Below are 24807 nucleotides of genomic sequence, written 5' to 3' on the forward strand. Positions count from 1 at the left end.
GAACGACACAGATCCAGTGTGGGAGCGGGCTTGCTCGCGAAGGCGTCAGCTCAAACAACAGAAATCAATGATCGCGAAACTCTTTATGGCAAGCGCTGCAGGCATCTTCAACTTTCTGCACCGCAGGCCCGAGGTTACTGGCCTTGTACGGCTGAACCTTGCTGGCGATCACCAGTTCACCGGTGGCCGCCTCAAGGTTACGGGCCAATTCCTGAAAGCGGGCCTGACGCAGCCAGACATCATCCTTGGCGCTGGTGTGATCTTCTTCACGAACCTGCGGGAAATGCTTCCACGGTTCATGCGACAACGCATCGAGCTTCACCGCGCCTTCGGCGAATTTCGGCCCGTCGAACGGAATACGTCCACGCAACATGCCGCCCAGGTCTTCGCCGGTCTTGAGCATTTGTTTGAAGATCGCCTTGCGTTGCCCCAGCGGAGAATTCGGATCGACGCCGCCACAGGCGGACAAGGTCAGACAGGCCAGCAATACAACAGAAATTCTTTTAAGAGTCATGGTGGCTTCAGGTCACGGAATTCGGCGGCCAGTATCCTCGCGTCGCCGACAAACACCAATAGCCCTATTAAAAATACGGGTTGCCGGAGCGCATGGAGCACTTGGGCAACCGGCACAGGAATCACTCCATGAACAGCCGTTTCAAGGCCTGGCGTCACCCACTGATCGCAACCCTGCCACTGCTGGCAATCCTTGCCGGCTGTACGGGTGGCGACACTGCCAAACCGAAAACCCATGCCTTGGCCACTTATTCCAGCGCCACTTGGGAAGCCTTGCCGGCGGTGTCCGACAGCGATCTGGTGGCCGGTTTCAGTTCATGGCGCAGCGCCTGCACCCGACTCAAGGCTGATCCGGTCTGGGGCGGCACCTGCGCGGCAGCCGCCAACGTGCCGCAAAGCGCCAACGAGATTCGCGCGTTCCTCAAGCAGAACCTCGACGTGTTCGGACTGCGCGCCGAGCATGACAACCCCAACGGTCTGATCACCGGTTACTACGAACCGGTCTACCCCGGCAGCCTGACGCCCACCGAGGTGGCGAACGTGCCGGTGTACGGCGTGCCGGAAGACATGATCATCGTCTCGCTGGACAGCATTTACCCGGAACTGAAGGGCAAGCGCCTGCGTGGCCGTCTCGAAGGCCGAGTGCTCAAGCCGTATGACGACGCGGCGACCATCGAGTCCAAAGGCGTCAAAGCGCCGGTAGTGGCGTACCTGACCGATCCAATGAACCTGCAGTTTTTGCAGATCCAGGGTTCCGGGCGGATTCAGACGCCGGATGGCAAACAACTGCGCATCGCCTACGCCGACCAGAACGGCCATCCGTACCGGCCGATCGGGCGCTGGCTGGTGGAACAGGGCGAGTTGAAGAAAGAAGACGTGACCATGGGCGCGATCAGCAACTGGGCCAAGGCCAATCCGTCGCGCATCCCGGAACTGCTGGGCAGCAACCCGAGCTACGTGTTCTTCACCCGCAACCCGGACAGCAACGAAGGCCCACGCGGCTCGCTCAATGTGCCGCTGACCGCCGGCTACAGCGCAGCAGTGGATCGCAAGGTGATTCCGTTGGGCAGCCTGCTGTGGCTGTCGACCACCCGCCCGGACGGCAGCGCTTTGGTTCGCCCGGTCGCGGCGCAGGACACCGGTGGCGCGATTGCCGGCGAGGTGCGCGCGGATCTGTTCTGGGGCACCGGCGATGCTGCCGGGCAACTGGCCGGGGACATGAAACAGCAGGGACAGATCTGGATGCTCTGGCCTAAAGGTGTGGCGTTGCCGCAAGTACCGCAGGTGGCCGATACGGTTAAGGACAAGCCTTAAGCGCCTCGGCGCCAGAGCTACCGCCTTCGCGGGCAAGCCCGCTCCCACAGGGTTCTTTGGTGTACACAGGATTTGTGCTCGCCATTGATACCTGTGGGAGCGGGCTTGCTCGCGAAGAGGCCAGCTGCAACACCCGAGAATCAGACCGACACAAAGAAGAACGCAGCAATCAGCCCCATCCCGACAAACCACACCAGCGACCGCAAGATCGCCCAGTCCGCCAAGTAGCAGATGATGTACAGCAGGCGACTGGTGATAAACAGCACCGCCAGCACATTCACTGTCACTAGCTGCGCCGTGCCCACCAGATGCGCAACAATCACTGCGGCAGCAAATGCCGGCATCACCTCGAAGCTGTTCAACTGCGCCGCATGCGCCCGTCGGGCGACGCCGCCCACGCTATCGAGAAAATCCCGAGGATCATGATTGTCACTGAGCCTGAAACCGCCTGAGACCTTGGCCACGATCGTGCACACATACGGCAGGAAAATCGCGATCAACACACACCACAGAGCCACCGTCATAAAGCCGTCCTTCTTCGAGTGATAGAGAGTTGCGGGCCGTCAGAACTTCATCACCAACATGCCGATCAGCACCAGCCCACAGGCTAAGAGCCGCGGCCTGCCGAAAGGTTCTTTCAGGTAGCGCATGCCGAACAGCACCACCAGAATCACGCTGATCTCACGCAAGGCCGCCGCCTCGGCAATCGAGCCCAACTGCATCGCCCACAGCACCAGAGCGTAGCTGAACAACACGCAGAACCCGACCGCCAGCCCCAGCTTCCACTGCTCGCGCCAGAACACCAGAAATGCCGGGCGCTTCGCCACCCACGCCAGCAACGGAAACGGCCAAGCGCTGAGCAGCGTGACCCAGACCAGGTAATCCAGTGGATGCGACCAGCGCCGCAAGGCCTGACCATCGATGTAGGTGTAGCAACCGATGCACAAGCCGATCAGCGCCACCACCGGTAGCATCGACCAAGGGAGATGTTTGCCACCACCGCCCTGCCAGAGCAAGCAAGCCATGCCCAGCGGAATCAGCATGATCCCGAGGATCTGCTGCGTGGTGAGCACTTCGCCAGCGAAGATCAGGGTCAGCGCCAGCACCACCAACGGCGACAAGCCACGCATCAGCGGGTAGACCAGCCCGAGGTCGCCGACCCGATAAGCTTGAATCAGCAGATAGCGATACAGCAGTTCGAATGCCGCGGAAGCCAGAATCCACGGCCAGATTTCCGTCGGCGGCAGGCTGATGAATGGAAATGCCAGCGCCACGAACAGCAGCGCCACCGTGTCCATGCACGCCACCACCAGCAACCGTTCGGCACTGAACTTGATCAGGGTATTCCACGTCGCATGCAACAGCGCCGCCATTAACACCAGAACTGTCGCCGCCACGTCCCACTCCTTGATTTTTTTGTTGACCCTACACCAATGTCTGCGGCTGACCAACCGAGGGGGCATGATTGTGTCCCCACCCCGAAACAGCCCATCCAACCTTTGCACCGAAGAATCGGGGCGCTGTCTTTCCACCCCCATCCAATGGAGCCCGGATGCTAGAACTTGTCGCCGCTTTTATCTGCCTCACCACCCTTCTCACCTTCGTCAATTACCGCTTCATCGGCCTGCCGCCGACTATCGGCGTGATGGTCACCGCGCTGATGTTCTCCCTATTGCTGCAAGGCCTGAGCGTGCTCGGCTATCCCGGCCTCGAAGAGCGCGTGCAACAACTGATCGGCCAGATCGACTTCGGCGATCTGCTGATGAACTGGATGCTGTCGTTCCTGCTGTTCGCCGGCGCCCTGCACGTCAACCTCAACGACCTGCGCAGCTATCGCTGGCCCATCGGCCTGTTGGCCACTTTCGGCGTATTGATCGCCACTGCCGTGATCGGCAGCCTCGCCTATTACATTTTTGCCCTGTTCGGCTGGCACGTGAGCTTCCTCTACTGCCTGCTGTTCGGCGCGCTGATTTCGCCTACAGACCCGATCGCAGTGCTCGGCGTACTGCGTACCGCCAATGCTTCGAAACCGCTGAAAACCACCATCGTCGGCGAGTCGCTGTTCAACGACGGCACTGCGGTGGTGGTGTTCACCGTGCTGCTGGGCATCGCCCAACTGGGTGAGACGCCGACCCTCAGCGCCACGGCCATGCTGTTCGTGCACGAAGCCATTGGCGGTGTGCTGTTCGGCGGGCTGATCGGTTATGGGGTGTACCGGATGATCAAGAGCGTCCAGCAGCATCAGATCACGGTGATGCTGACTCTCGCGCTGGTGATCGGCGGTTCGGCGATGGCCACCGAGCTGCACGTCTCGGCGCCGATCGCGATGGTGGTGGCCGGTCTGATCATCGGTAACCTGGGGCGCAACCTGGCGATGAACGACATGACCCGCAAGTACCTCGACGGCTTCTGGGAGCTGCTCGATGACATGCTCAATGCGCTGCTGTTCGCACTGATCGGCATGGAGCTGTTGCTGCTGCCGTTCAACTGGGCGCACGTGGCGGCGGCCAGTTTGCTGGCGCTGGCGATCCTGCTGTCGCGCCTGCTCACCGTGGCCCCGGCCATCGTTCTGCTGCGGCGTTGGCGCACGGTGCCGCGCGGCACCATCCGCATTCTGACCTGGGGCGGTTTGCGCGGCGGGGTGTCGGTAGCACTGGCGCTGGCCCTGCCGCTGGGCCCGGAGCGCGATCTGCTGCTGAGCATCACCTACATCGTGGTGCTGTCGTCGATCCTGTTGCAGGGCCTGACCATCGGCAAGCTGGTCAAGCACGCCACCCGTGACGAGCCGGCCACAGCGGCCGAACCCGCACACTGACGTATCACCGCAGCGCCGTCGTGAGCCCCCTCACGACGGACCGCACAGCAAATCAAGCAGATGCCGCATCGCCAATGGGCGGTGCGGCGTCGAGCCATGCATCACCACCAACTCGCGCGCAAGACGCTGCCCGTCCTCGACCGGTAACACGTACATCCCTTCCAGCCTCATCCCGGCCCACTGCGGCACCAGCGATACCCCCATCCCCTGCGCCACCAGCATGACGATCGTTTCCAGCGCATCCAGTTCGCACAGCACGTTGGGCTCGATGGCCTGTTCATCGAGGTAGCGCTGAGCAATCTGCCCACCCCACGAGCGTGCGTCATAACGAATGAACGGATGAACGCGCAACAGCGTTTCCAGCGACTGCCCGGCGTACGCGGCTGGAGCCACCAGAATCAGCGGCTCTACCTTGAGCACGACCAGGGCCAATGCCTTGGGCGGCTGGAATGGAGGCCTGACCAGAATCGCTGCGTCCAACTCCCCTGCAAGCACCTTCTCGTAAAGACTTTTCGAGTCACCCGGGGTGATCTTCAGCTTCAAATCAGGTGCTGTAAGCGCCAATCGCTCGATCAAGGTGGGTAACACGCCGGTCAGCGCTGTGGAAATTGCACCGATTGTCAGTTCACCGGCCACCCCATCGGGATGCAGATCGCTCTGTAGATCCTGGGCCAATTCGATGATCGCCCTGATCTTCGGCAGAATCAGCAGGCACTGGTCCGAGGGCCTGGCTGCGTGCGCGGTACGCAGCAGTAACGTGCAACCCAGCAATCTCTCGAGCGCCTGGACGCGCTGACTGATAGCCGCCGCAGTGCGACTCTCGCGCCGTGCCGCTGCCGCAATCGAACCGGTCTCGACCACCGCCACCAGACTTTTCAGAAACCGTACATCCATAAGTTTTCCTTTCGCTCAGAACAAGGCGAAGTCGTTATGCCCCGCCGCACGGTCTGTTTACCCTGAGCGCTCCTTCACTTGGGGACATCATATGAACAGACCTTTTCACGCTGCATACCATGTTTGCGACCTGGAACAGGCGCGGACTTTTTATCGAGATGTGTTGGGCTGCACCGAAGGCCGCAGTACCGAGACATGGGTCGACTTCGACTTTTTCGGCAATCAGCTCTCGCTTCACCTGGGCACGCCCTTCACCACGACCCGTACCGGCCAGGTTGGCGATCACAAAGTATTGATGCCCCACATTGGCATCGTCCTGCCGCTGGAGGAGTGGCTGGAGCTGGCCGATCGTTTGAGCCGCCTCGGCACAACGTTTGAAATCCCTCCGGTGATCCGCTTCGCCGGCGAACCCGGCGAGCAGCGCACGATGTTCTTTCTCGATCCCAGCGGCAATCCGATCGAGGTCAAGGGTTTCAAGGACTTCGACGGTCTCTTCGCACACTGAGCTTCACCCCAACAAACACAACAACAAAAGGGGCACATCATGACTACCAGGAAACCCACCAGTCTGGTCACCCGCATCATGCTCGGGCTGGCAGCCGGAATAATCGTCGGCATCCTTCTCAACCAGTTTCCCGAACACAAGATCTGGTTCATCGACAATCTGCTGCAACCGGCCGGTGACCTGTTCATCAGGCTGATGAAAATGATCGTTGTACCGTTGGTCTTTGCGTGCATGGTCGTCGGCATCGCCGGGGCAGGCAGCACCAGGGCATTGGGCCGGGTCGGGATAAAGACGCTGGTTTATTTCTTTACCATCACCAGCATTGCCATCGTCTTCGGACTGATCGTCGGCAATGTTTTTCAGCCCGGCGCCGGCGCGGACTTCAGCAGCACCCTGCAATCACCGGCCATTGGTCTGGCGAATACGGGAGAAACACAGAACCTGGGCCGAACTCTGGTGAACATCGTGCCGGACAACATCGTCCTGGCCATGTCCCAGGGCAAGCTGCTCTCAGTACTGTTTTTCGCCATCCTGTTCGGCTGTGCCCTGTCGATGCTGCCCGAGCCGCAGAAGGCGCCATTGATCGCCGTGATTCAGGCGGTATCGGACACCATGTTCAAGGTCACGCATCTGGTCATGCACTATTCACCCATCGGCATCTTCGGCCTGATCGGAGTCACCGTGGCCAGCTTCGGCCTCAGTGCATTACTGCCGCTGGCGAAGCTGATCGGCATCACTTACGTCGCGGTGTTGCTCTTCGCGTTGGGCGTGCTGGGGCTGGTGGCGCGGATGGCCGGCATTCGCTTTTTCCACCTGATTCGGGAAATACGCAGTGAATTGATACTGGCTTACAGCAGTGCTGCGTCGGCCACGGTGATGCCACAACTGATCGAGAAAATGGAGAAGTATGGCGCTCCGCGTTCGATCACCAGCATGGTCATTCCACTGGGGTACTCGTTCAATCTTGATGGCGCCTCGCTGTTCGCGGGACTGGGCACGCTGTTTATCGCCCAGGCGTACGGGATTGATCTGGGTCTGGCGGATCAGGCCATGCTGGTGCTGATCATGGTGTTGACGTCAAAGGGCGCGGCGGGAGTGCCGGGTTTCATGTTCATCATACTCACAGCGACCCTGACCACCGCCGGTTTGCCAGTGGAAGGCGTGGCAATCATCGCCGGCGTCTACCGCTTGATGGACATGCCGGTCACCGCGCTCAACGTGTTGGGCAATGCACTGGCACCGCTGGTCATAGCGCGCTGGGAGGGACAGCTCAAGGCACCTGAAAGCGAACCGACGACAGAACCGGTCAGCCCGCCGTTCAAGGCCTGAAACTATCGGGGCTTGCTGTCGGATTCATCTTCGCGGGGTTTGCCGGAGTTCGGTTTATCCGTCTTGGGCGCCCCGCTTTCGCTGCGGATCTGCGCATGGCTGATCAGGGCGAAGATGAAACTGCCGCCGATGATGTTCCCCGCCAGCGTGGGCCCGGCAAACACCATCCAGAAATCACTCCACGGCAGCTCGCCGGCAAACACCAGATACGACACTTCCGCCGAACCGACCACGATGTGGGTGAAGTCGCCCAGCGCCATCAGGTAGGTGATAAGGATGATGATCCACATCTTCGCGCTCTCCATGGACGGGATCATCCAGACCATGGTGGCGATCATCCAGCCTGAGACGATGCCCTTGGCGAACATCTGACTGGCGTGGTTTTCCATGACCTTGCGGCCGATTTCAAGGAAGGCGTGATCAGTCTTGCTGTCGAAGATCGGCAGCTCAAGCATCACGTACGCCACCAGAATCGTCCCGCACAAATTGCCGAACAGGACAACGCCCCACAAGCGGATCAGCCGACCGAAATTGGCCAGGGTCGGTTTAGTCATCACCGGCAGAACGGCGGTCAGGGTGTTTTCGGTGAACAGTTGCTGGCGGGCGAGAATCACCGCGAGGAAACCGGCGCAGTAGCCGAAACTGGCGATGACCTTGAACTCGTCACCTTCGGGCAGTCGCGAATTGAGCAGGCCCATGCCCATCAATGACAGGCCCATGGTCAGCCCGGCGGCGAGCGCCGACCACCACAATGCAGCGATGCTGCGCTCCAGTTCCTGATCGCCCTGAGTGCGGATGATTTCATGCAGAACCGCCGCGCGGGGCGGCTGGTTTTTCTCGACTTCGTGTTGTTCGTCGGTCGAGAGGTTTGGGGTCTTGCCGTCTGTCGGGGTGGTCATGGCGTGGGAACCGTGGGGGCTGGTGTTTACCTACGACCCCGGCGGTTCATGGCTGTTCAGTGGCCAGATATTCTTCGCTGACTGAACAACCGCCTTCGCGAGCAAGCCCGCTCCCACAGGTACAACGCAATCCATGTGGGAGCGGGCTTGCTCGCGAAGGGCGCGCCGCCGATGTTAGTTGCTGACCAGTTCATCTTCCTTGAACTGGTCTTTGACGTACTTGATCTCGGTCCGCCCGTGCGGCGCCGGCAGGCCGTCTTCGCCGAGGTTGACGAAGACCATCTTCTCGACCGTGAGGATGCTCTTGCGGGTGATCTTGTTGCGCACTTCACAGGTCAGGGTGATCGAGGTACGACCGAACTCGGTGGCGGTGATGCCCAGCTCGATGATGTCGCCCTGGCGCGAGGCGCTGACGAAGTTGATTTCGGAAATGTACTTGGTCACCACGCGCTGATTGCCCAACTGGACGATCGCGTAAATCGCCGCTTCTTCGTCGATCCAGCGCAGCAGGCTGCCGCCGAACAGGGTGCCGTTGGGGTTCAGGTCTTCGGGTTTTACCCATTTGCGGGTGTGGAAATTCATGTTCACTCCTGAGCGTTTGCCGAAAGATGGCGCCATCTTGGCAGACCGGACGGTCATGCTCCATGAGCCTTCTACTATGGTCGCTATTAGCGATCTTCATTTGGCCGACAGAAACCCTTTGGAAGATCAGTCTAGACGGCTATAATCGCCCCCGTTTCAAAACGGTAACGTTCACCTGCTACCGTTTTCCCGCCACCTGTCCGAGGGGCGCTGCAGCAGGATCAACCTGTCAGGCTCGGATGGGGCGTTGACTGGCCACGGCCGGACACTAAACGCACAACGGCGCCCATTCGCATACATTACGAATGGAGGCTCTTCATGAGCGCTGTTATCACGCCTGCAGATTTTAACGATTACAAAGTTGCCGATATGTCCCTGGCTGCCTGGGGCCGTCGCGAAACCATCATCGCCGAGTCGGAAATGCCGGCCCTGATGGGTCTGCGCCGCAAGTACGCCTCCGAGCAGCCGCTCAAGGGCGCGAAAATCCTCGGCTGCATCCACATGACCATTCAGACTGCCGTGCTGATCGAAACCCTGGTTGCCCTGGGTGCCGAAGTACGCTGGTCGTCCTGCAACATTTTCTCGACTCAGGATCAGGCCGCTGCGTCCATCGCTGCCGCCGGCATCCCGGTTTTCGCCTGGAAAGGCGAGACTGAAGAAGAGTACGAGTGGTGCCTGGAGCAGACCATCCTGAAAGATGGCCAGCCATGGGACGCCAACATGATCCTCGACGACGGCGGCGACCTGACTCAGCTGCTGCACGACAAGTACCCACAAGTACTGGATCGCGTTCACGGCGTGACCGAAGAAACCACCACCGGTGTTCACCGCCTGCTGGACATGCTGGCCAAGGGCGAGCTGAAGATCCCGGCGATCAACGTCAACGACTCGGTGACCAAGTCCAAGAACGACAACAAGTACGGCTGCCGTCACAGCCTGAACGATGCGATCAAGCGCGGCACCGACCACCTGCTGTCCGGCAAGCAAGCGCTGGTCATCGGTTACGGTGACGTGGGTAAGGGTTCGGCCCAGTCCCTGCGTCAGGAAGGCATGATCGTCAAGGTCTCCGAAGTTGACCCGATCTGCGCCATGCAGGCCTGCATGGACGGTTTCGAACTGGTTTCGCCGTTCATCGACGGTATCAACGACGGCACCGAAGCGAGCATCGACAAAGCGCTGCTGGGCAAGATCGACCTGATCGTGACCACCACCGGTAACGTCAATGTTTGCGACGCGAACATGCTCAAAGCCCTGAAGAAGCGCGCTGTTGTCTGCAACATCGGCCACTTCGACAACGAAATCGACACCGCTTTCATGCGCAAGAACTGGGCATGGGAAGAAGTGAAGCCACAGGTACACAAGATCCACCGTACCGGCCCGGGCGCTTTCGACGCGCAGAACGACGACTACCTGATCCTGCTGGCCGAAGGCCGTCTGGTGAACCTGGGCAACGCCACCGGTCACCCGAGCCGCATCATGGACGGTTCGTTCGCCAACCAGGTACTGGCGCAGATCTTCCTGTTCGGCCAGAAGTACGCCGACCTGTCGCCAGCCGAGAAAGCCGAGCGTCTGACCGTTGAAGTACTGCCGAAGAAACTCGACGAAGAAGTGGCCCTGGAAATGGTGCGCGGCTTCGGCGGTGTGGTCACTCAACTGACCAAGCAACAGGCTGACTACATCGGCGTGACCGTCGAAGGCCCGTTCAAGCCGCACGCTTACCGCTACTGATTGACGCGGCGGCCTGCTCTCCCTGTGGGAGCGGGCTTGCTCGCGAAAGCGGTCTGTCATTCAGCATTGATGTTGCCTGACCCGCCGCTTTCGCGAGCAAGCCCGCTCCCACATGGGCGGTGCAAGCCTCACAGGCTTCGTGTTTCCAAGGGTATTTCCCATGTCCCAAGACCGTCGCTACAGCTTCGAGTTCTTCCCGACCAAGACCGATGCTGGGCATGAAAAACTGCTCAACGTTGCCCGTCAGTTGGCAACGTACAACCCCGACTTCTTTTCCTGCACCTACGGCGCTGGCGGTTCGACCCGTGATCGCACCCTCAACACCGTTCTGCAACTGGAAAGCGAAGTCAAAGTACCGGCCGCACCGCACCTGTCGTGCGTCGGCGACAGCAAGGACGACCTGCGCGGCCTGCTGAACGAGTACAAGGCGGCCGGCATCAAGCGCATCGTTGCGCTGCGCGGTGACCTGCCGTCCGGCATGGGCATGACCAGCGGCGAGCTGCGTCACGCCAACGAACTGGTTGAATTCATTCGTGAAGAAACCGGTGATCATTTCCACATCGAAGTTGCCGCTTACCCGGAGATGCATCCGCAAGCGCGCAATTACGAAGACGATCTCGCCAACTTCGTGCGCAAGGCCCGCGCCGGCGCCGACAGCGCGATCACCCAGTACTTCTTCAACGCCGACAGCTACTTCTACTTCGTCGACCGTTTGCAGGCGCTGGGCGTGGATATTCCAGTCGTACCGGGGATCATGCCGATCACCAACTACAGCAAGCTGGCGCGTTTCTCCGATGCCTGCGGTGCGGAAATTCCGCGCTGGATCCGCAAGCAACTGGAAGCCTACGGCGATGACAGCCAGAGCATTCAGCGCTTCGGCGAGCAAGTTGTCAGCGAAATGTGCGAACGCCTGTTGCAGGGCGGCGCACCGGGGCTGCACTTCTATTCCATGAACCAGGCTGAACCTAGTCTGGCGATCTGGAATAACCTGAAGTTGCCGCGCTAAGCATTAAAAGAAAGATCAAAAGATCGCAGCCTTCGGCAGCTCCTACAGGGGTGTCGTTGCTGCGATTTTTTGCTTTTGAATCCCCGAATTAGAGCTTGTGCAGGCACTTTCTGGCTCTTTCGCGTTTCTCGTCGTAATCTCAAGCCATGCCTTTTTTCGCGCAGTTACTCACCGTGCTGGTTTTTGCTTGCCTGAGCTTTGCCGCTCGGGGCGAGAAGCTGCGTATTGTCACCGAGCCGTGGGCACCTTACGTCTACGAAGAGAATGGCAGGAACCTCGGGCTGGATTACGAAACCACCGCCATCGTGTTCAAGCGTCTGGGAATCGAAGTCGAATGGCAGTTCCTGCCGTGGAAACGCTGCCTGTCGATGCTCGAGACCGGCCAGGCCGACGGCGCACTGGACATCTTTCACAGCGACGAGCGCGATGCCACCCTGCTCTACCCCATCGAACCGCTGTCGGACGTAGAGTTCGTGATGTTCTACGCCAACGACCGTCCCCATCCGTTCCGCCAGCTCGAAGACCTCAAAGGCCTGACCATCGGCACTTCGCCGGGCTATCTGTACAGTCCGGACTTCAGCCAGTCGACACTGTTCACCCGCGAGCCGGCACCAACCCACGAGGCCAACTTCGGCAAACTGTTGCGCGGACGTATCGACTTGCTGATCACCGATCGCCGCGTGGGCCAGCATTTGCTCGATCAACTGAATATTCGCGATCAAATCACCGAAAATCCCACGGTCATCAGCCGTCAGAGCCAATATCTGGCCGTTCGACGCAATGCCGGGATGGATCTGCTGGTGGCGCGTTTCGGTGCCGAACTCAAGCGTTTCAAGCGCGAACCGGCCTACGCCGAGCTCAGCGCACGCTACGGCGCCGCCCCGGTCGACGCCGTGCCGCTGGGCAACGCCTCGGCCAGCCGCAAAACCGTTGAGCAGCAGGAAAGCAGCGCGCAGTGATTGCTCTGTTATACTCCGGCGTTCCCGCCAGGCTCACGCCCGGACGCCCGGAACCGTAACAGGCCTCTCGACCCGCTACAGCGCAGCTTTCAGCCCGCGCGAGCGCTCCTGACGTGCCTTCGGAACCGCAGCAGGACCGGACGGGATCGCGTCCTCTTAAACGCGATTCGCGCCAGGCAAGACTCCCATTGGGCCAAGCCCTAACTAAAACAGGATTACTCATGTCCTTTGCTTCCCTCGGTCTCTCCGAGGCTTTAGTCCGTGCCATCGAAGATGCGGGCTATACCGAGCCTACTCCGGTGCAACAGCGGGCCATTCCCGCCGTGTTGCAAGGTCGCGACCTGATGGTTGCGGCACAGACAGGTACCGGTAAAACCGGCGGTTTCGCCCTTCCGATCCTGGAGCGGTTGTTCCCCAACGGTCACCCGGACAAATCCCAGCGTCATGGCCCGCGCCAACCGCGCGTACTGGTCCTGACCCCGACCCGCGAACTCGCGGCCCAGGTTCACGAGAGCTTCAAGATCTACGCCCGTGACCTGAAATTCGTCAGCGCCTGCATCTTCGGCGGCGTCGGCATGAACCCGCAGGTCCAGGCCATGTCCCGTGGCGTTGACGTGCTCGTCGCATGCCCGGGTCGTCTGCTCGACCTCGCAGGCCAGGGCAGTGTCGATCTGTCCCACGTCGAAATCCTCGTCCTCGACGAAGCCGACCGCATGCTCGACATGGGCTTCGTTCACGACGTGAAGAAAGTCCTCGCACGCCTGCCGGCCAAGCGTCAGAACCTGCTGTTCTCGGCGACGTTCTCCAAAGACATCACCGATCTTGCCGGCAAACTGCTGCACAACCCGGAACGCATCGAAGTCACCCCGCCGAACACCACGGTCGAGCGCATCGAGCAACGCGTGTTCCGTCTGCCGGCCAGCCACAAGCGTGCCCTGCTGGCGCACCTGATCACCGCCGGCGCCTGGGAACAGGTACTGGTGTTCACCCGCACCAAGCACGGCGCCAACCGTCTGGCCGAGTACCTGGACAAGCACGGCCTGCCGGCTGTGGCGATCCACGGCAACAAGAGCCAGAACGCCCGCACCAAAGCCCTGGCCGATTTCAAGGCCGGTGAAGTGCGCATCCTGGTCGCGACCGACATCGCCGCGCGCGGTCTGGACATCGATCAGTTGCCACACGTGGTCAACTTCGAGCTGCCAAACGTCGATGAAGACTACGTGCACCGTATCGGCCGTACTGGCCGCGCCGGTCGTTCGGGCGAGGCGATCTCGCTGGTGGCCCCGGACGAAGAAAAACTGCTGAAAAGCATCGAACGCATGACCAAGCAGAAAATCGCCGATGGCGACCTGATGGGCTTCGATGCCAGCACCATCGAGGCCGAGAAGCCTGAAGTGCGCGAGCGCCCGGACATGCGCAACCCGCGCAACTCCCGTGGCCCGCGCGGCGACGGTCCGAATGGCGGCGGCGGTGGCGGCGGTCGTAAAGACAAAGGCAAAGACAAGGGCAAGGAAAAACCCGCCGGCGAACGCGGCGAGCGCCCTGCCCGTCAGCAGAAACCACGCGAAGGCACCCCGGCCCGCGAACAGCGTCCGAGCCAGCCACCACGCGCGGCGGCTGATCGTGCACCGGACGAGTTCCTCGACGACGATATCGATAACTTCGGTAACCGCGTTGATTACGTGCCGAAAGCTGCTCCTGCCGGTGGCCGTGGTCGCCGTCCAGGCGCGCCAGCTCAGGGCGCAGGTGCAGGCGCTCCACGCGGCGGTCAGTCGCAAGGTCGCCAGAACGGCCCGCGTAACAGCAACGGTTCGAGCACCGGCACCCCGCCGGGCAAACGCAACGGCCCGCGCAACGGTGCTCCGCGTGACGGCCAGGGCCGTCGCGACGAGTCCTCGTCGCGCAACCGCCGCCCGGCTCGCGACGATCAGCAACGCGCCGAACCGGCCGTGCAGAACCCGCGCAGCACCGGGCCGAAGATCATGCACAAGGAGTCCAAGGCAGACCGCTTCCCGACACCTGAGCAGCTCGATCAACTGCCGACCCGCCCGCGCGGCGAAAAACCAGCACTGCTGACCCGCAATCGCTGAGTTATCGCTGCCATGAAAATGCCCCGGCTCGCAAGAGCCGGGGCATTTTTCATGAGCAAGCCAATATCCCTGAATCACCAAATCACCTGTGGGAGCGGGCTTGCTCGCGAATGCGGTATGTCTGTAACGGAAGTATCGACTGGCCCGCCGCATTCGCGAGCAAGCCCGCTCCCACGCGGTGAGATCAGTGTTGTGAAGGACAATAAAAAACGCCCCCGGCCTTACGACCGGGGGCGTTTTTGTATGGCGGCGAAAATTACTTCGCTTTCACACCTTCGAACGAGATGTACAGGTCGACCTTGTCGGACTGTGGACCCAGATCCATCATCTTGCCGAAATCAGAGCGCTTGATGCTGGTGGTGCCTTCAAAGCCGGCACGGTAGCCGCCCCATGGATCCTTGCCTTCGCCCAGGAACACAGCCTTGACCACGATTGGCTTGGTCACACCGTGCAGGGTCAGGTCGCCGGTCACGTCGGCAGTGTCTTTGCCATCGGCGTTCTTGCCGGTGGATTTGACGCTGGTGGAGACGAACTTGGCGTCAGCGTATTTGCCCACGTCCAGGAAGTCTTTGCTGGAGATGTGCTTGTCGCGCTCGGCGTGGTTGGTGAACACGCTGGCGGTTTTCACGTTGAATTCGATTTTGCTGTCTTCAGGCTTGGCGGCGTCGAAGCTGAACTTGCCGTCGATGTCCTTGAAGGTACCGGTGATGTAGCTGTAGCCCAGGTGGCTGATCTTGAAGTCGACGAAAGCGTGCTGGCCTTCCTTGTCGACGGTGTAATCAGCAGCCATCACGTTCGCGGACAGTACGGCCGAACCGATTGCCAGAGCGGCCAGAGTCTTTTTCAACATGCTTTCTTTTCCTTTGAGTCGAGGTTGAATTTCAGGCTTTGCGACCGAGCATTCGAGTGAGGGTCGCATCACGATCGATAAAGTGGTGCTTCAATGCTGCCAACGCATGGAGACCGGAAAAAATTACCAGCGCCCATGCCAGCCAGAGATGAATCACCCCAGCGGTGTCTGCCTGATCCGGTAGCCCGGAAACCAGTGCAGGAACTTCAAACAGGCCAAACACCGGGATCCCGACACCGTCTGCGGTGGAAATCAGGTAACCGGCAAGCATCACAGCGAACAGTCCGACGTACAGAAACCCGTGGCCGAATTTGGCGCCGATGCGGGTCATGCGGCTGTAGCTTTGCAGCGTCGGTGGCGGTGGGCTGATAAAGCGCCACAACACCCGCAACACCATCACACCCAGCAGCACCAGACCGATGCTCTTGTGCAGATCCGGCGCGTCTTTGCGCCAGCTGCTGTAGTAATCCAGTCCCACCATCCACAGACCCAGCGCAAACAGTCCGAAGACCGCCAGCGCCACGCCCCAGTGCATGAAGATGCTGACCCAACCATAGCGTGAAGCAGAGTTACGTAGCTGCATTGCCCAAATCCTGTGAGAACTGCGAACCAAGACTAGCGAGTTATCTATCGAATTAAAGCGGAAAATTTTGCTTTGAAATATCGAGAAATACGATCAAGAGTCTTGAACATGGTAGTTAAGGAAAGATTAAAGGGGAAAGTGTGGGGCAGAAGGCTGGGTACAGATCCAAAGTCAGTGCTGCCTGAACCGGCCTCTTCGCGAGCAAGCTCGCTCCCACAGGGGATCGCATTCCAGCTGAGGGATCACGGTCGAATAATGTGGGAGCGAGCTTGCTCGCGAAGGCGGTTTGGCAGGCCAAAAAAAAGCGCGGCCTGCAAGCCGCGCTTTTTCATTCACCGCAAAGCCTTACTGCGCTTTGCTGTCGGTGCTTGCCGCCGGAGCCGGGGTTGTAGCCGGCTTGGCCGCAGGCTTCTTCGCCGGCTCAGCCTTTTTCGCCGCCGGTTTGGCCGGGGCCTTTTTCGCCTCGGTTTTCGCTGCAGGCTTTTTCGCTGCAGGCTTGGCTGGCGCTTTCTTCGCCGGTTCGGCTTTCACCGGAGCGGCGGGTTTCGGCGCTTCCACCGGAGCTGGCGCAGGGGCTGGAGCCGGTGCAGGCGCTGGAGTCACTGGCGCTGGAGCCGGTTCAGGCGCCTTCACAGGTTCTGGCTTCTTCTCGTCATCCGAACCGCCAAACAGGTTGCTGAAGAAGTTGCCCTTCTTCGCCGCCACGGCACCCGCCGCGCCTGCCGCTGCTGCGGCTGGAACCACTTTGACCGGCTCAAACGACTTGCCGGCTGCTAGGTCTTCCACCTGACTGGCCGCACGCTGACCGGTGCGCAGCGCGCCTTCCAGAGTGCCCGGATACAGGGTGTCGGTGTGTTCGCCGGCAAACGCTACGCGTTGCAGTGGGCGCTCCCACATGCGCCAGAATTTGCTGATCTGGCCCGGGCCGTAAGCCAGGTAGGCGCCGCCCATCGACGGGTCGGTGCTGTAGCGACGGATTTCATAACCGGTGAACGAGCCACGGGCCTGTGGATAAAACGCGTGCAGACGGATCAGCACCTGATCGACCATCTGCTTGTCGCCGAACGCTTGCATCACGCGGGCATTGTCGCCGGACAGGTTGATCACCACGTTGGCGCCACCTTTCAGCGCTGGCTCGATCCAGAGCATGCCGAGGCCGGCGTTACTGTAGATCTCACCGGACATGCGCGCCTTGCTTTCCCACACAGGCGTCTTGAACTTCAACATGATCTGGTCGCGCCAGCCGTAGTTGGTGCCCTTGATCGCGGCCAGGTGCTGAGCGTCCAGTGCTGGGGTCAGCGCAATTTTGTTCAGCGCACGCAGCGGCACGGCCAGCACCACGTAGTCAGCCTGGTAGCCGACACTGCCGACCTTGACGGTCACGCCGTCCTTGTCCTGAGTGATCGCGGAAACCGGCGAGTTGGTCTTGATGGTCTTGATCTGCTTGACGAACGCCTGGGCCAGTACCTGGCTGCCGCCGACCAGACGCGAGGCGCGCAGGTCACGGTCAGAGACGCCACGGTAGACGCGGTTCTGCTGGGCGAAATACAGCAGCGACAGCCGCGAAGGCTCGTCGTAGTGGGTGCGGATGTCCTGGTTGATCAGCTGACGCGCGGTGGCCGGCAGGTTCTGCTTGTCGAGCCAGCTCGACACGTTGATCTGGTCCAGTGCATGCAGGGTATTGGTCGCGGCCGGGTTCTGCGGGTCGTCGATCGAGCGCGCCAGATCGTCGAGGGTTTTCTGGTAGCGCTTCAGGGCATCGGCGGTGGCCGGCTGCTTGGTCGCCAGATCGGCAGCGGAGAAATATTCACCGTCGATCAGATAACCCGGTGTACGCACGAATTCAGGGGCTGGCGTGGTGCTCAGCTTGAAGGTCGAGACGTACTTGTTCAGCACCGGCTGGGTCTTGTCGTTGCCGATCCACTCGCTGGTGGCCATGCCCGAGCGACCGCCCAGGCTCGGCTTGGCTTCGAGCAGCGTGACCTGCCAGCCCTTGTTCTGCAGCTCGTAAGCTGCGGTCAGGCCCGACAGGCCGCCGCCGATCACGATTGCGGTTTTATCCTTGGCCAGCGCCGTAACGCTGAACAGCCCCAACATCACCAGCGCACAGGCGCGCAGCCAACCGACAGACATTCAGCGAACTCCGGAAATACACGTAGGAAAAAAGCAGTTTTGCGGGTCAGACGACCCAAAGAACCGCGAAGAATACGTCAGCCATCAAAACGCCGCCAGCGACGTCTATCGGCCCATACAAAGTAGCTCAATCGACGCAATGGGTTGTCCCGACGCGATGCATTGCATAGGCTTGCGCGATTGTTTGCCCGCGCCTGACGCGAGCCGCCTCGAGGAGACTGTAAATGGGCCTGAATAACCAGTGGATGCAACGCGACCTCGCGGTGCTGTGGCATCCCTGCACCCAGATGAAAGACCACGAACAGCTGCCGCTGATCCCGATCAAGCGCGGCGAAGGCGTCTGGCTCGAAGACTTCGAAGGCAAGCGCTACCTCGATGCCGTCAGCTCCTGGTGGGTCAACGTGTTCGGCCACGCCAACCCGCGCATCAACCAGCGCATCAAGGATCAGGTCGATCAGCTGGAGCACGTGATTCTGGCCGGTTTCAGCCATCAACCGGTGATCGAACTGTCCGAGCGTCTGGTGAAGATGACCCCGGAAGGCCTGAACCGGGTGTTCTACGCCGATAATGGTTCGTCCTGCATCGAAGTCGCGCTGAAAATGAGCTTTCACTACTGGCTCAACCGCGGCCAGCCGAACAAGAAACGCTTCGTCACCCTGACCAACAGCTACCACGGCGAAACCATGGCAGCGATGGCAGTCGGCGACGTGCCGCTGTTCACCGAAACCTACAAAGCGCTGCTGATGGACACCATCAAGGTGCCAAGCCCGGATTGCTACGGGCGCCCGCAAGGCATGAGCTGGGAAGAACACTCGCGCAACATGTTCGCGGCGATGGAGCAGACGCTGGCCGAGAATCATGACAGCGTTGCAGCGGTGATCGTCGAGCCGTTGATTCAGGGCGCCGGCGGCATGCGCATGTATCACCCGGTGTACCTGAAGCTGCTGCGCGAAGCCTGCGACCGCTACGGCGTGCACCTGATCCACGACGAAATCGCCGTCGGCTTCGGCCGTACCGGCACCATGTTTGCCTGTGAGCAGGCCGGCATCCGCCCGGACTTCCTCTGCCTGTCCAAGGCCCTGACCGGCGGCTACCTGCCACTGGCGGCGTGCCTGACCACCGACGAGGTCTACAGCGCGTTCTACGACGACTACCCGACCCTGCGCGCCTTCCTGCATTCGCATAGCTACACCGGCAACCCACTGGCCTGCGCGGCGGCGCTGGCGACGCTGGATATCTTCGAGCAGGACAACGTCATCGAGAACAACCAGGCGCTGGCCCGGCGCATGGCGTCGGCCACTGCGCATCTGGTCGATCACCCGAATGTATCCGAGGTGCGCCAGACCGGCATGGTGCTGGCGATCGAGATGGTCAAGGATAAAGCCACCAAAGAGGCCTACCCTTGGCAGGAACGCCGTGGCCTGAAGGTGTTCCAGCATGCGCTGGAGCGCGGCGCGTTGCTGCGGCCGCTTGGCAGTGTGGTGTATTTCCTGCCGCCGTATGTGATTACCCCGGAACAGATCGACTTCCTCGCCGAAGTCGCCAGCGAAGGCATCGACATCGCCGCACGGGACAGCGTCAGCGTGGCGGTGCCGAAGGATTTCCACCCGGGGTTCCGTGATCCGGGCTGATTCAAAATTTGTGGCGCCTGAACTGCCGCTTTCGCGCTCCCACAGGGAAATGCATTCTAAATGTGGGAGCGAGCTTGCTCGCGAATGAAGTCGACACCGATCCAACTGATTCACATCTTTTTAGAGACCCACCATGAGACTGTCCCGCTTCTTTATCGACGCCCCCCTGAGCACCGGCGAACACGAACTGCCGGAAGCCCAGGCGCATTACATCAGCCGCGTGCTGCGCATGGCCGAGGGCGATGCGGTGCAGTTGTTCGACGGTTCCGGCCATGAGTTTCGCGGCTCGTTGGTGGAAGTCGGCAAGAAACGCGTGGTGGTGCAGATCGACGAACAGTTAGCCGGGCAGATCGAATCGCCGCTGCAGATCCACCTCGGCCAGGGCCTGTCCCGGGGCGAGCGCATGGACTGGGCGATCCAGAAAGCCACCGAGCTGGGCGTGAGCGAAATCACCCCGATCTTCAGCGACCGCTGCGAAGTGCGCCTGAAGGACGAACGCGCCGACAAACGCCTGCTGCACTGGCGTCAGGTGGCGATCAGCGCCTGTGAGCAGTGCGGTCGTTCGCGGGTGCCGGTGATTCATCCGCCGGTGTTGTTGGCCGACTGGCTGAAGCAAACCCAGGCTGAGTTGAAACTGGTACTGCACCCGGTGGCCGAGCCGCTGGTGAGCCATGCCAAACCGGCGACCCTGGCGTTCCTGATCGGGCCGGAGGGCGGTTTGTCGGATGCCGAGGTTGAGCAGGCCAAGGGCAACGGTTTCCACGCCGCCCGCCTCGGCCCACGCGTGCTGCGTACCGAGACTGCGCCGGTGGTTGCACTGGCGGTGGCTCAGCAGCTTTGGGGTGACTTCTAGGGCCTCTTCGCGAGCAAGCCCGCTCCCACATTGGATTTCCAGTGAGCACAAATTTTGTGTACACCCGAGAACTACTGTGGGAGCGGGCTTGCTCGCGAAAAGCTTCCCCTCGGTCTGACTGTCACTCCACCGGATCACTGACTGGCCTGGCAATGATCGCCTTCAACTCGCTGGTCATCGGAAACTCCAGGTTCAACCCCTTTGGCGGAATCGGCTGTTCGAACCAGCGCTTGTAAATCCCGTTGATCTCCCCCGAGCTGTACAGATCCGCCAGCGCGTCGTTCACCAGCGCGAGGAATTGCGGATCATCCTTGCGCACCATGCAGCTGTAGATTTCCCGCGATTGTTCCTCCCCCACCACGACCCAGTTGTGCGGGTCCCGCGCCTTGGCCCGCTCGCCGTAGAGCAATGCGTCGTCCATGTAGAAGGCCGCTGCCCGTCCCGACTGCAGCATCTGGAACGCCTCGCCGTGATCCTTGGCGCTGATCACGAACATGTTCAGTTTGTGGTCGAGGTTGTAGCTCTTCAGATAGCGCTCGTTGGTGGTGCCGGCGGTGGTCACCACGTTCTTGCCGCGCAGGTCATCGAAGCTGTGAATGCCGCTGTCCTTTGCGGTCAGCAACTGCCCTTTTACGTAGATGAAACCGTAGGAGAACGCGACCTGTTTCTGCCGCTCGGCCGTCACCCCGGTGGAGCCGCACTCAAGATCAACCGTGCCGTTCTGCACCAGCGGAATCCGCGTCTGCGATGTCACCAGGTTGTACTTCACCTTCAGCTCCGGCAACGCCAGTTGCTGCTTGATCCGCTCGACAATCTTGCCCGCCAGCTCCACCGAATACCCCATCGGCTGCCCGGTGTGATCGCCCACATACGAGAACGGCACCGACGCATCGCGATAGCCCAGGGTGATGCTGTTGGCGCTGGCGATCTTGCCAAGCGCGCCGGTCAGCGGCACTTCATTGGCCTGCGCCTGGGCGCCGATGAACAGCGCCAGTGTGCAGCCGAGCAACGTGATTTTTTGCATTGTTATTCTCCGTTGTGGTTGGGGTGTTGAGCAGAATCCGTCACGCCGCACGGGGATTGAAGCCGTGCAGATCAATTGAGGGGCGTTGCTGGCCAATCAGTTCGCTGAGCAACTGCCCGCTGCCGCAGGCCAGGGTGAAACCGAGCGCGCCGTGGCCGAGGTTGAGCCACAGATTGCGATACGCCGTGGCGCCCAACAACGGTACGCCGGTGGGGGTGGCCGGGCGCATGCCCGCCCACTCCACAGCCGCGTCGTAATTGCCGGCATCGGGAAGTGTGTCGCAGGCCTGGCGCTTGATCAGTGCCAGCCGCTCGGGATCTACCGCCGGGTCGAAACCGACGATGTCGACCATCGCCGCCACGCGTAACTGTTCGCCGATGCGCGCGTAGACGATCTTGCGGTCGTAGTCGGTGACGCTCACGTCCGGCGCCCGATGCCCGTTGCCGATCGGCACGGTCAGGCTGTAACCCTTCAGCGGATACAGCGGCACGTGCAGGCCGGGCAGCGCCAGCAAAGAGCTTCGGTGCCCGGCGGCGATCACCAATTGTTCGACCGTCAGCACTTCGTCGGCAAGTTCAATGGCCGTAACGGCGCCGTGGCTGTGACGAATGCCGGTGACTGCCTGACCGAGACGAAACTCGCAACGGCCCGACGCCTTCAATCGCGCCGCCAACTGTTGGCAGAAACCGTGACAATCGCCGACTTCTTCATCCGGCGTGTAGATCGCGCCCACAAACGGCGCCTTGGTCAAGGCCGGTTCCAGCTGCGCACATTCGGTGGCGGACAACACCTGTTGTTGCTGCGGATCGGCCAGGCCCTTGCGCGCATGGTCGAAACTGACGGCATTGCGAAAAGTCACCAGTTTGCCGTTGCGCCGCCAGTTGAAACCGGTGAGTCCGTCATCCTCGCGCCAGCGTTTCAGCGTGCTCTGGCTGAACAGCGCCAGACGCAACAGATGCGCCGCGTTTTCGCGGTTGACCGAGGTGCGGCAGGCGGCGAGAAACGACGCCATCCAGCGCCATTGCGCAGGGTCCAGACGCGGGCGTAGCTTGAGCGGTGAGTCGCCGCGCAGCATCCAGCCGATCGCCTGCAACGGCACGCCGGCATCGGCCAGCGGCGCCACATAGCGGTAGGACAACTGGCCGCCGTTGGCGAAGCTGGTTTCGCTGCCCAGCGACTGCCGCGCCTCGACCACTGTCACTTCGAAACCGTCGCGCACCAGCGCATAGGCCGTTGCCAACCCGATCACGCCGCCGCCGATGATGCACACACGCTGAGCCATGTCCGTCCCTATTTCTATGTGAAGACGAGGCTGAGGTTAGGGTGAGGTGACAGGCGCCGAACAATGAATAAAGATGCCAGACCTATAAACAAAGGTTATGGACTCGCCATGCGCCTTCGCCACATCGAGATTTTCCAGGCCATCCGCCAGACCGGCTCGGTCAGCGCCGCTGCGCAATTGCTGCACGTCTCGCAACCGGCGGTGACCAAAGTGCTGCAGCACGCCGAGCAGCAGTTGGGCTTTCCGTTGTTTCTGCGGGTGCGCGGTAAATTGCAGGCGACCCCGGAAGCGCTGGAGCTGGAGCGCGAAGTCGACAAGGTCACGGAAAGTCTGCAAGGCGTGCGGCGCCTGGCACAGAGCCTGCGCCGCGAACCCGGCCACAGCCTGCGGATCGGCGCGACTCCAGCGCTGGCGCTGTCGCTGCTGCCGCCGGCGATCCGGCAATGGACGGCGCAATTCCCGGACATCGCCTGCGAACTGTCCAGTGCCCACAGCCGCGAGTTGATGCAGAACCTGCTGATGCGCGAAGTGGACGTGGCCCTGACGTTGCAGTTGCCGGATCACCCGGGGCTGAAAGCGCAGCCGCTGGCGGCGGGGGTGCTGGTGGCGTTGGCGCCAAAGGACTTCTGGCCGCCGGCAGACGTCGGCAAACCGCTGCCACTGATGGCGCTTGCGGATGTGCCGCTGATTGGTTTATCCAGCGCCGATCCATTGGCGGCAAGGCTCGACAGCTATCTGGAAGCGGTGGAGCCACCGCCACGGGTGCGGATTGCCGTGCAGACTTATTCGCTGGCACGGGCGATGGTCGAGTCCGGCGCCGGCGTCGCGGTGATCGATCCGTTCACCGCACTGGGCGCCTCTGTGGCAACCACCACCCTACGCCCCCTCGCCCCGCCACTGCCGATCACTTTGTACGCCGTGACCCGCGCCAGCGAGCCACCACCGCATACGCTCAACGATCTGCTGCAGATTTTCAGCCAGCGAGCTGAACAACAACTCAATAACCTGCACTCGGCACAAGTCTGATGTGGGAACACAATCTAATGTGGGAGCGGGCTTGCTCGCGAATGCGGTGTGTCATTCAACAGAGATGTTGTCTGAACCAACGCATTCGCGAGCAAGCCCGCTCCCACAGGGAGATTGGGGATAATTCCGGTTAGAGGACGTAAAACAGAATCGCCACAAAGTGCAGCAGACTCCCGGCGATCACGAACAGATGCCAGATGCCGTGCGCATGCCGTAACCGGTGATCTAGGGCAAAAAAGATAATGCCCACGGTGTACAACACCCCGCCCGACGCCAGCCAGGCAAACCCTGCCGTGCCCAAAGCAGCAATCAACGGTTTGACCGCCACCAGCACGATCCAGCCCATCACTGCGTAGATCACGATCGACAGGATCCGCGCTTCCGAGCGTGGTTTGATCTCCTGCAGGATGCCGATCAGCGCCAGCCCCCAGACAATCCCGAACAGCGTCCAGCCCCACGGCCCGCGCAGCGTCACCAGACAGAACGGCGTGTAGCTGCCGGCGATCAGCAGGTAGATCGAAAAGTGATCGACCTTCTGCATGATCGCTTTCTTGCGCCCGCGCACGCTGTGGTACACGGTCGAGGCGCTGTAGAGCACCAGCAAGGTAAAGGCGTAGATCGCCACGCTGACGATCTTCCACGGACTGCCGTCGAGGCTGGCAATCACCAGCATCCACACGCCGCCGATAAATGCGGCCACTGCCCCGACCAGATGCGTCCAGGCGTTGAGTTTTTCCCCGTGATACATGTGTCGCTCACCTCGTTATTCGTTACCGCAGCGCGCAAGGCTC

General features: G+C 61.1%; 23 protein-coding genes and 1 riboswitch. Of the genes, 11 read left to right on the forward strand and 12 right to left on the reverse strand.

Going from position 1 to position 24807, the window contains the following annotated elements; translation table 11 throughout:
- Positions 1 to 64: 64 nt before the first annotated feature.
- Positions 65 to 514, reverse strand: coding sequence for a c-type cytochrome (locus ACOYXI_RS17240; RefSeq protein WP_027610619.1), 450 nt, complete (start codon positions 512 to 514; stop codon positions 65 to 67).
- 128 nt (positions 515 to 642) lie between these two features.
- On the opposite strand from ACOYXI_RS17240, the gene mltA reads away from it, so the two are divergent.
- On the forward strand, positions 643 to 1827 hold the full coding sequence (gene mltA, locus ACOYXI_RS17245) for a murein transglycosylase A (protein ID WP_223006948.1): 1185 nt from the start codon (positions 643 to 645) through the stop codon (positions 1825 to 1827).
- Between the two features lie 140 nt (positions 1828 to 1967).
- Here mltA and ACOYXI_RS17250 read toward each other — a convergent pair whose 3' ends face one another.
- A complete protein-coding gene (locus tag ACOYXI_RS17250) occupies positions 1968 to 2351 on the reverse strand; it encodes an MAPEG family protein (protein ID WP_027610617.1) in 384 nt (127 codons plus the stop codon).
- 39 nt (positions 2352 to 2390) lie between these two features.
- Positions 2391 to 3224, reverse strand: a complete 834-nt coding sequence (locus ACOYXI_RS17255) for an EamA family transporter (RefSeq protein WP_461675091.1) — start codon at positions 3222 to 3224, stop codon at positions 2391 to 2393.
- A gap of 155 nt (positions 3225 to 3379) precedes the next feature.
- Between ACOYXI_RS17255 and ACOYXI_RS17260 the strand changes: the two genes are divergently transcribed.
- Positions 3380 to 4642 carry a cation:proton antiporter gene (locus ACOYXI_RS17260; protein WP_098966029.1) on the forward strand — a complete coding sequence of 421 codons (1263 nt, stop codon included), beginning with the start codon at positions 3380 to 3382 and terminating at the stop codon, positions 4640 to 4642.
- Between the two features lie 30 nt (positions 4643 to 4672).
- Here the strand turns inward: ACOYXI_RS17260 and ACOYXI_RS17265 are convergent, their stop codons facing one another.
- The gene (locus ACOYXI_RS17265; RefSeq protein WP_098966031.1) at positions 4673 to 5536 is read right to left on the reverse strand and encodes a LysR family transcriptional regulator; all 864 of its coding nucleotides are present in this window, start codon (positions 5534 to 5536) and stop codon (positions 4673 to 4675) included.
- Positions 5537 to 5627: 91 nt separating this feature from the next.
- Here ACOYXI_RS17265 and ACOYXI_RS17270 point away from each other — a divergent pair, with 91 nt between their 5' ends.
- Together ACOYXI_RS17270 and ACOYXI_RS17275 are read left to right on the forward strand one after the other, a co-directional pair.
- On the forward strand, positions 5628 to 6041 hold the full coding sequence (locus tag ACOYXI_RS17270) for a VOC family protein (protein WP_282413520.1): 414 nt from the start codon (positions 5628 to 5630) through the stop codon (positions 6039 to 6041).
- A 39-nt stretch (positions 6042 to 6080) separates the two neighbouring features.
- Positions 6081 to 7370: a cation:dicarboxylate symporter family transporter gene (locus ACOYXI_RS17275; RefSeq protein ID WP_461675092.1), complete on the forward strand. Its 1290-nt coding sequence runs from the start codon at positions 6081 to 6083 to the stop codon at positions 7368 to 7370.
- A gap of 2 nt (positions 7371 to 7372) precedes the next feature.
- Here the strand turns inward: ACOYXI_RS17275 and ACOYXI_RS17280 are convergent, their stop codons facing one another.
- Together ACOYXI_RS17280 and ACOYXI_RS17285 are read right to left on the reverse strand one after the other, a co-directional pair.
- Positions 7373 to 8269: a formate/nitrite transporter family protein gene (locus tag ACOYXI_RS17280; RefSeq protein ID WP_139055212.1), complete on the reverse strand. Its 897-nt coding sequence runs from the start codon at positions 8267 to 8269 to the stop codon at positions 7373 to 7375.
- 174 nt (positions 8270 to 8443) lie between these two features.
- Positions 8444 to 8851, reverse strand: coding sequence for an acyl-CoA thioesterase (locus tag ACOYXI_RS17285; RefSeq protein WP_095137509.1), 408 nt, complete (start codon positions 8849 to 8851; stop codon positions 8444 to 8446).
- Between the two features lie 196 nt (positions 8852 to 9047).
- Positions 9048 to 9146: riboswitch (S-adenosyl-L-homocysteine riboswitch) on the forward strand.
- A 23-nt stretch (positions 9147 to 9169) separates the two neighbouring features.
- On the opposite strand from ACOYXI_RS17285, the gene ahcY reads away from it, so the two are divergent.
- The 4 genes from ahcY to ACOYXI_RS17305 all read left to right on the forward strand — a co-directional run bounded on the left by ahcY (position 9170) and on the right by ACOYXI_RS17305 (position 14634).
- Positions 9170 to 10579: an adenosylhomocysteinase gene (gene ahcY / locus ACOYXI_RS17290; protein WP_096795737.1), complete on the forward strand. Its 1410-nt coding sequence runs from the start codon at positions 9170 to 9172 to the stop codon at positions 10577 to 10579.
- A 160-nt stretch (positions 10580 to 10739) separates the two neighbouring features.
- Positions 10740 to 11585: a methylenetetrahydrofolate reductase [NAD(P)H] gene (metF, locus tag ACOYXI_RS17295; RefSeq protein ID WP_003229047.1), complete on the forward strand. Its 846-nt coding sequence runs from the start codon at positions 10740 to 10742 to the stop codon at positions 11583 to 11585.
- A 146-nt stretch (positions 11586 to 11731) separates the two neighbouring features.
- Positions 11732 to 12544, forward strand: coding sequence for a substrate-binding periplasmic protein (locus ACOYXI_RS17300; protein ID WP_098966033.1), 813 nt, complete (start codon positions 11732 to 11734; stop codon positions 12542 to 12544).
- Positions 12545 to 12765: 221 nt separating this feature from the next.
- Positions 12766 to 14634 (forward strand): DEAD/DEAH box helicase, encoded by a 1869-nt coding sequence (locus ACOYXI_RS17305; RefSeq protein ID WP_135296746.1) that lies wholly within the window; start codon positions 12766 to 12768, stop codon positions 14632 to 14634.
- A 256-nt stretch (positions 14635 to 14890) separates the two neighbouring features.
- Here the strand turns inward: ACOYXI_RS17305 and ACOYXI_RS17310 are convergent, their stop codons facing one another.
- The 3 genes from ACOYXI_RS17310 to ACOYXI_RS17320 all read right to left on the reverse strand — a co-directional run bounded on the left by ACOYXI_RS17310 (position 14891) and on the right by ACOYXI_RS17320 (position 18200).
- Entirely contained in the window at positions 14891 to 15484 is a 594-nt protein-coding gene (locus tag ACOYXI_RS17310) for a YceI family protein (RefSeq protein WP_096795740.1), read from the reverse strand.
- Between the two features lie 31 nt (positions 15485 to 15515).
- Positions 15516 to 16067 (reverse strand): cytochrome b, encoded by a 552-nt coding sequence (locus ACOYXI_RS17315; protein WP_047596555.1) that lies wholly within the window; start codon positions 16065 to 16067, stop codon positions 15516 to 15518.
- Between the two features lie 345 nt (positions 16068 to 16412).
- Positions 16413 to 18200 carry a flavin monoamine oxidase family protein gene (locus ACOYXI_RS17320; RefSeq protein ID WP_461675093.1) on the reverse strand — a complete coding sequence of 596 codons (1788 nt, stop codon included), beginning with the start codon at positions 18198 to 18200 and terminating at the stop codon, positions 16413 to 16415.
- 224 nt (positions 18201 to 18424) lie between these two features.
- Here ACOYXI_RS17320 and ACOYXI_RS17325 point away from each other — a divergent pair, with 224 nt between their 5' ends.
- Both ACOYXI_RS17325 and ACOYXI_RS17330 read left to right on the forward strand, forming a co-directional pair.
- Complete coding sequence (locus ACOYXI_RS17325) at positions 18425 to 19831, forward strand: adenosylmethionine--8-amino-7-oxononanoate transaminase (RefSeq protein ID WP_461675094.1); 1407 nt, start codon at positions 18425 to 18427, stop codon at positions 19829 to 19831.
- A 133-nt stretch (positions 19832 to 19964) separates the two neighbouring features.
- Positions 19965 to 20684, forward strand: a complete 720-nt coding sequence (locus ACOYXI_RS17330) for a 16S rRNA (uracil(1498)-N(3))-methyltransferase (RefSeq protein ID WP_166495337.1) — start codon at positions 19965 to 19967, stop codon at positions 20682 to 20684.
- A 121-nt stretch (positions 20685 to 20805) separates the two neighbouring features.
- Here the strand turns inward: ACOYXI_RS17330 and ACOYXI_RS17335 are convergent, their stop codons facing one another.
- The gene (locus tag ACOYXI_RS17335; RefSeq protein ID WP_135296748.1) at positions 20806 to 21708 is read right to left on the reverse strand and encodes a transporter substrate-binding domain-containing protein; all 903 of its coding nucleotides are present in this window, start codon (positions 21706 to 21708) and stop codon (positions 20806 to 20808) included.
- 40 nt (positions 21709 to 21748) lie between these two features.
- Positions 21749 to 22990 carry a D-amino acid dehydrogenase gene (locus ACOYXI_RS17340; RefSeq protein WP_461675095.1) on the reverse strand — a complete coding sequence of 414 codons (1242 nt, stop codon included), beginning with the start codon at positions 22988 to 22990 and terminating at the stop codon, positions 21749 to 21751.
- Positions 22991 to 23098: 108 nt separating this feature from the next.
- Here ACOYXI_RS17340 and ACOYXI_RS17345 point away from each other — a divergent pair, with 108 nt between their 5' ends.
- Entirely contained in the window at positions 23099 to 24016 is a 918-nt protein-coding gene (locus ACOYXI_RS17345; RefSeq protein ID WP_027610598.1) for a LysR family transcriptional regulator, read from the forward strand.
- Positions 24017 to 24146: 130 nt separating this feature from the next.
- Here the strand turns inward: ACOYXI_RS17345 and trhA are convergent, their stop codons facing one another.
- Positions 24147 to 24764 (reverse strand): PAQR family membrane homeostasis protein TrhA, encoded by a 618-nt coding sequence (gene trhA, locus ACOYXI_RS17350; RefSeq protein ID WP_461675096.1) that lies wholly within the window; start codon positions 24762 to 24764, stop codon positions 24147 to 24149.
- Positions 24765 to 24807: the final 43 nt, after the last annotated feature.

This window comes from Pseudomonas sp. G3-19, assembly GCF_054855875.1.

Bases quoted from the DNA above. Each gene is read 5' to 3' on its own strand.
- ACOYXI_RS17240 (WP_027610619.1), bottom strand. From the start codon at position 514: ATGACTCTTAAAAGAATTTCTGTTGTATTGCTGGCCTGTCTGACCTTG.
- mltA (WP_223006948.1), top strand. From the start codon at position 643: ATGAACAGCCGTTTCAAGGCCTGGCGTCACCCACTGATCGCAACCCTG.
- ACOYXI_RS17250 (WP_027610617.1), bottom strand. From the start codon at position 2,351: ATGACGGTGGCTCTGTGGTGTGTGTTGATCGCGATTTTCCTGCCGTAT.
- ACOYXI_RS17260 (WP_098966029.1), top strand. From the start codon at position 3,380: ATGCTAGAACTTGTCGCCGCTTTTATCTGCCTCACCACCCTTCTCACC.
- ACOYXI_RS17265 (WP_098966031.1), bottom strand. From the start codon at position 5,536: ATGGATGTACGGTTTCTGAAAAGTCTGGTGGCGGTGGTCGAGACCGGT.
- ACOYXI_RS17270 (WP_282413520.1), top strand. From the start codon at position 5,628: ATGAACAGACCTTTTCACGCTGCATACCATGTTTGCGACCTGGAACAG.
- ACOYXI_RS17275 (WP_461675092.1), top strand. From the start codon at position 6,081: ATGACTACCAGGAAACCCACCAGTCTGGTCACCCGCATCATGCTCGGG.
- ACOYXI_RS17280 (WP_139055212.1), bottom strand. From the start codon at position 8,269: ATGACCACCCCGACAGACGGCAAGACCCCAAACCTCTCGACCGACGAA.
- ACOYXI_RS17285 (WP_095137509.1), bottom strand. From the start codon at position 8,851: ATGAATTTCCACACCCGCAAATGGGTAAAACCCGAAGACCTGAACCCC.
- ahcY (WP_096795737.1), top strand. From the start codon at position 9,170: ATGAGCGCTGTTATCACGCCTGCAGATTTTAACGATTACAAAGTTGCC.
- metF (WP_003229047.1), top strand. From the start codon at position 10,740: ATGTCCCAAGACCGTCGCTACAGCTTCGAGTTCTTCCCGACCAAGACC.
- ACOYXI_RS17300 (WP_098966033.1), top strand. From the start codon at position 11,732: ATGCCTTTTTTCGCGCAGTTACTCACCGTGCTGGTTTTTGCTTGCCTG.
- ACOYXI_RS17305 (WP_135296746.1), top strand. From the start codon at position 12,766: ATGTCCTTTGCTTCCCTCGGTCTCTCCGAGGCTTTAGTCCGTGCCATC.
- ACOYXI_RS17310 (WP_096795740.1), bottom strand. From the start codon at position 15,484: ATGTTGAAAAAGACTCTGGCCGCTCTGGCAATCGGTTCGGCCGTACTG.
- ACOYXI_RS17315 (WP_047596555.1), bottom strand. From the start codon at position 16,067: ATGCAGCTACGTAACTCTGCTTCACGCTATGGTTGGGTCAGCATCTTC.
- ACOYXI_RS17320 (WP_461675093.1), bottom strand. From the start codon at position 18,200: ATGTCTGTCGGTTGGCTGCGCGCCTGTGCGCTGGTGATGTTGGGGCTG.
- ACOYXI_RS17325 (WP_461675094.1), top strand. From the start codon at position 18,425: ATGGGCCTGAATAACCAGTGGATGCAACGCGACCTCGCGGTGCTGTGG.
- ACOYXI_RS17330 (WP_166495337.1), top strand. From the start codon at position 19,965: ATGAGACTGTCCCGCTTCTTTATCGACGCCCCCCTGAGCACCGGCGAA.
- ACOYXI_RS17335 (WP_135296748.1), bottom strand. From the start codon at position 21,708: ATGCAAAAAATCACGTTGCTCGGCTGCACACTGGCGCTGTTCATCGGC.
- ACOYXI_RS17340 (WP_461675095.1), bottom strand. From the start codon at position 22,990: ATGGCTCAGCGTGTGTGCATCATCGGCGGCGGCGTGATCGGGTTGGCA.
- ACOYXI_RS17345 (WP_027610598.1), top strand. From the start codon at position 23,099: ATGCGCCTTCGCCACATCGAGATTTTCCAGGCCATCCGCCAGACCGGC.
- trhA (WP_461675096.1), bottom strand. From the start codon at position 24,764: ATGTATCACGGGGAAAAACTCAACGCCTGGACGCATCTGGTCGGGGCA.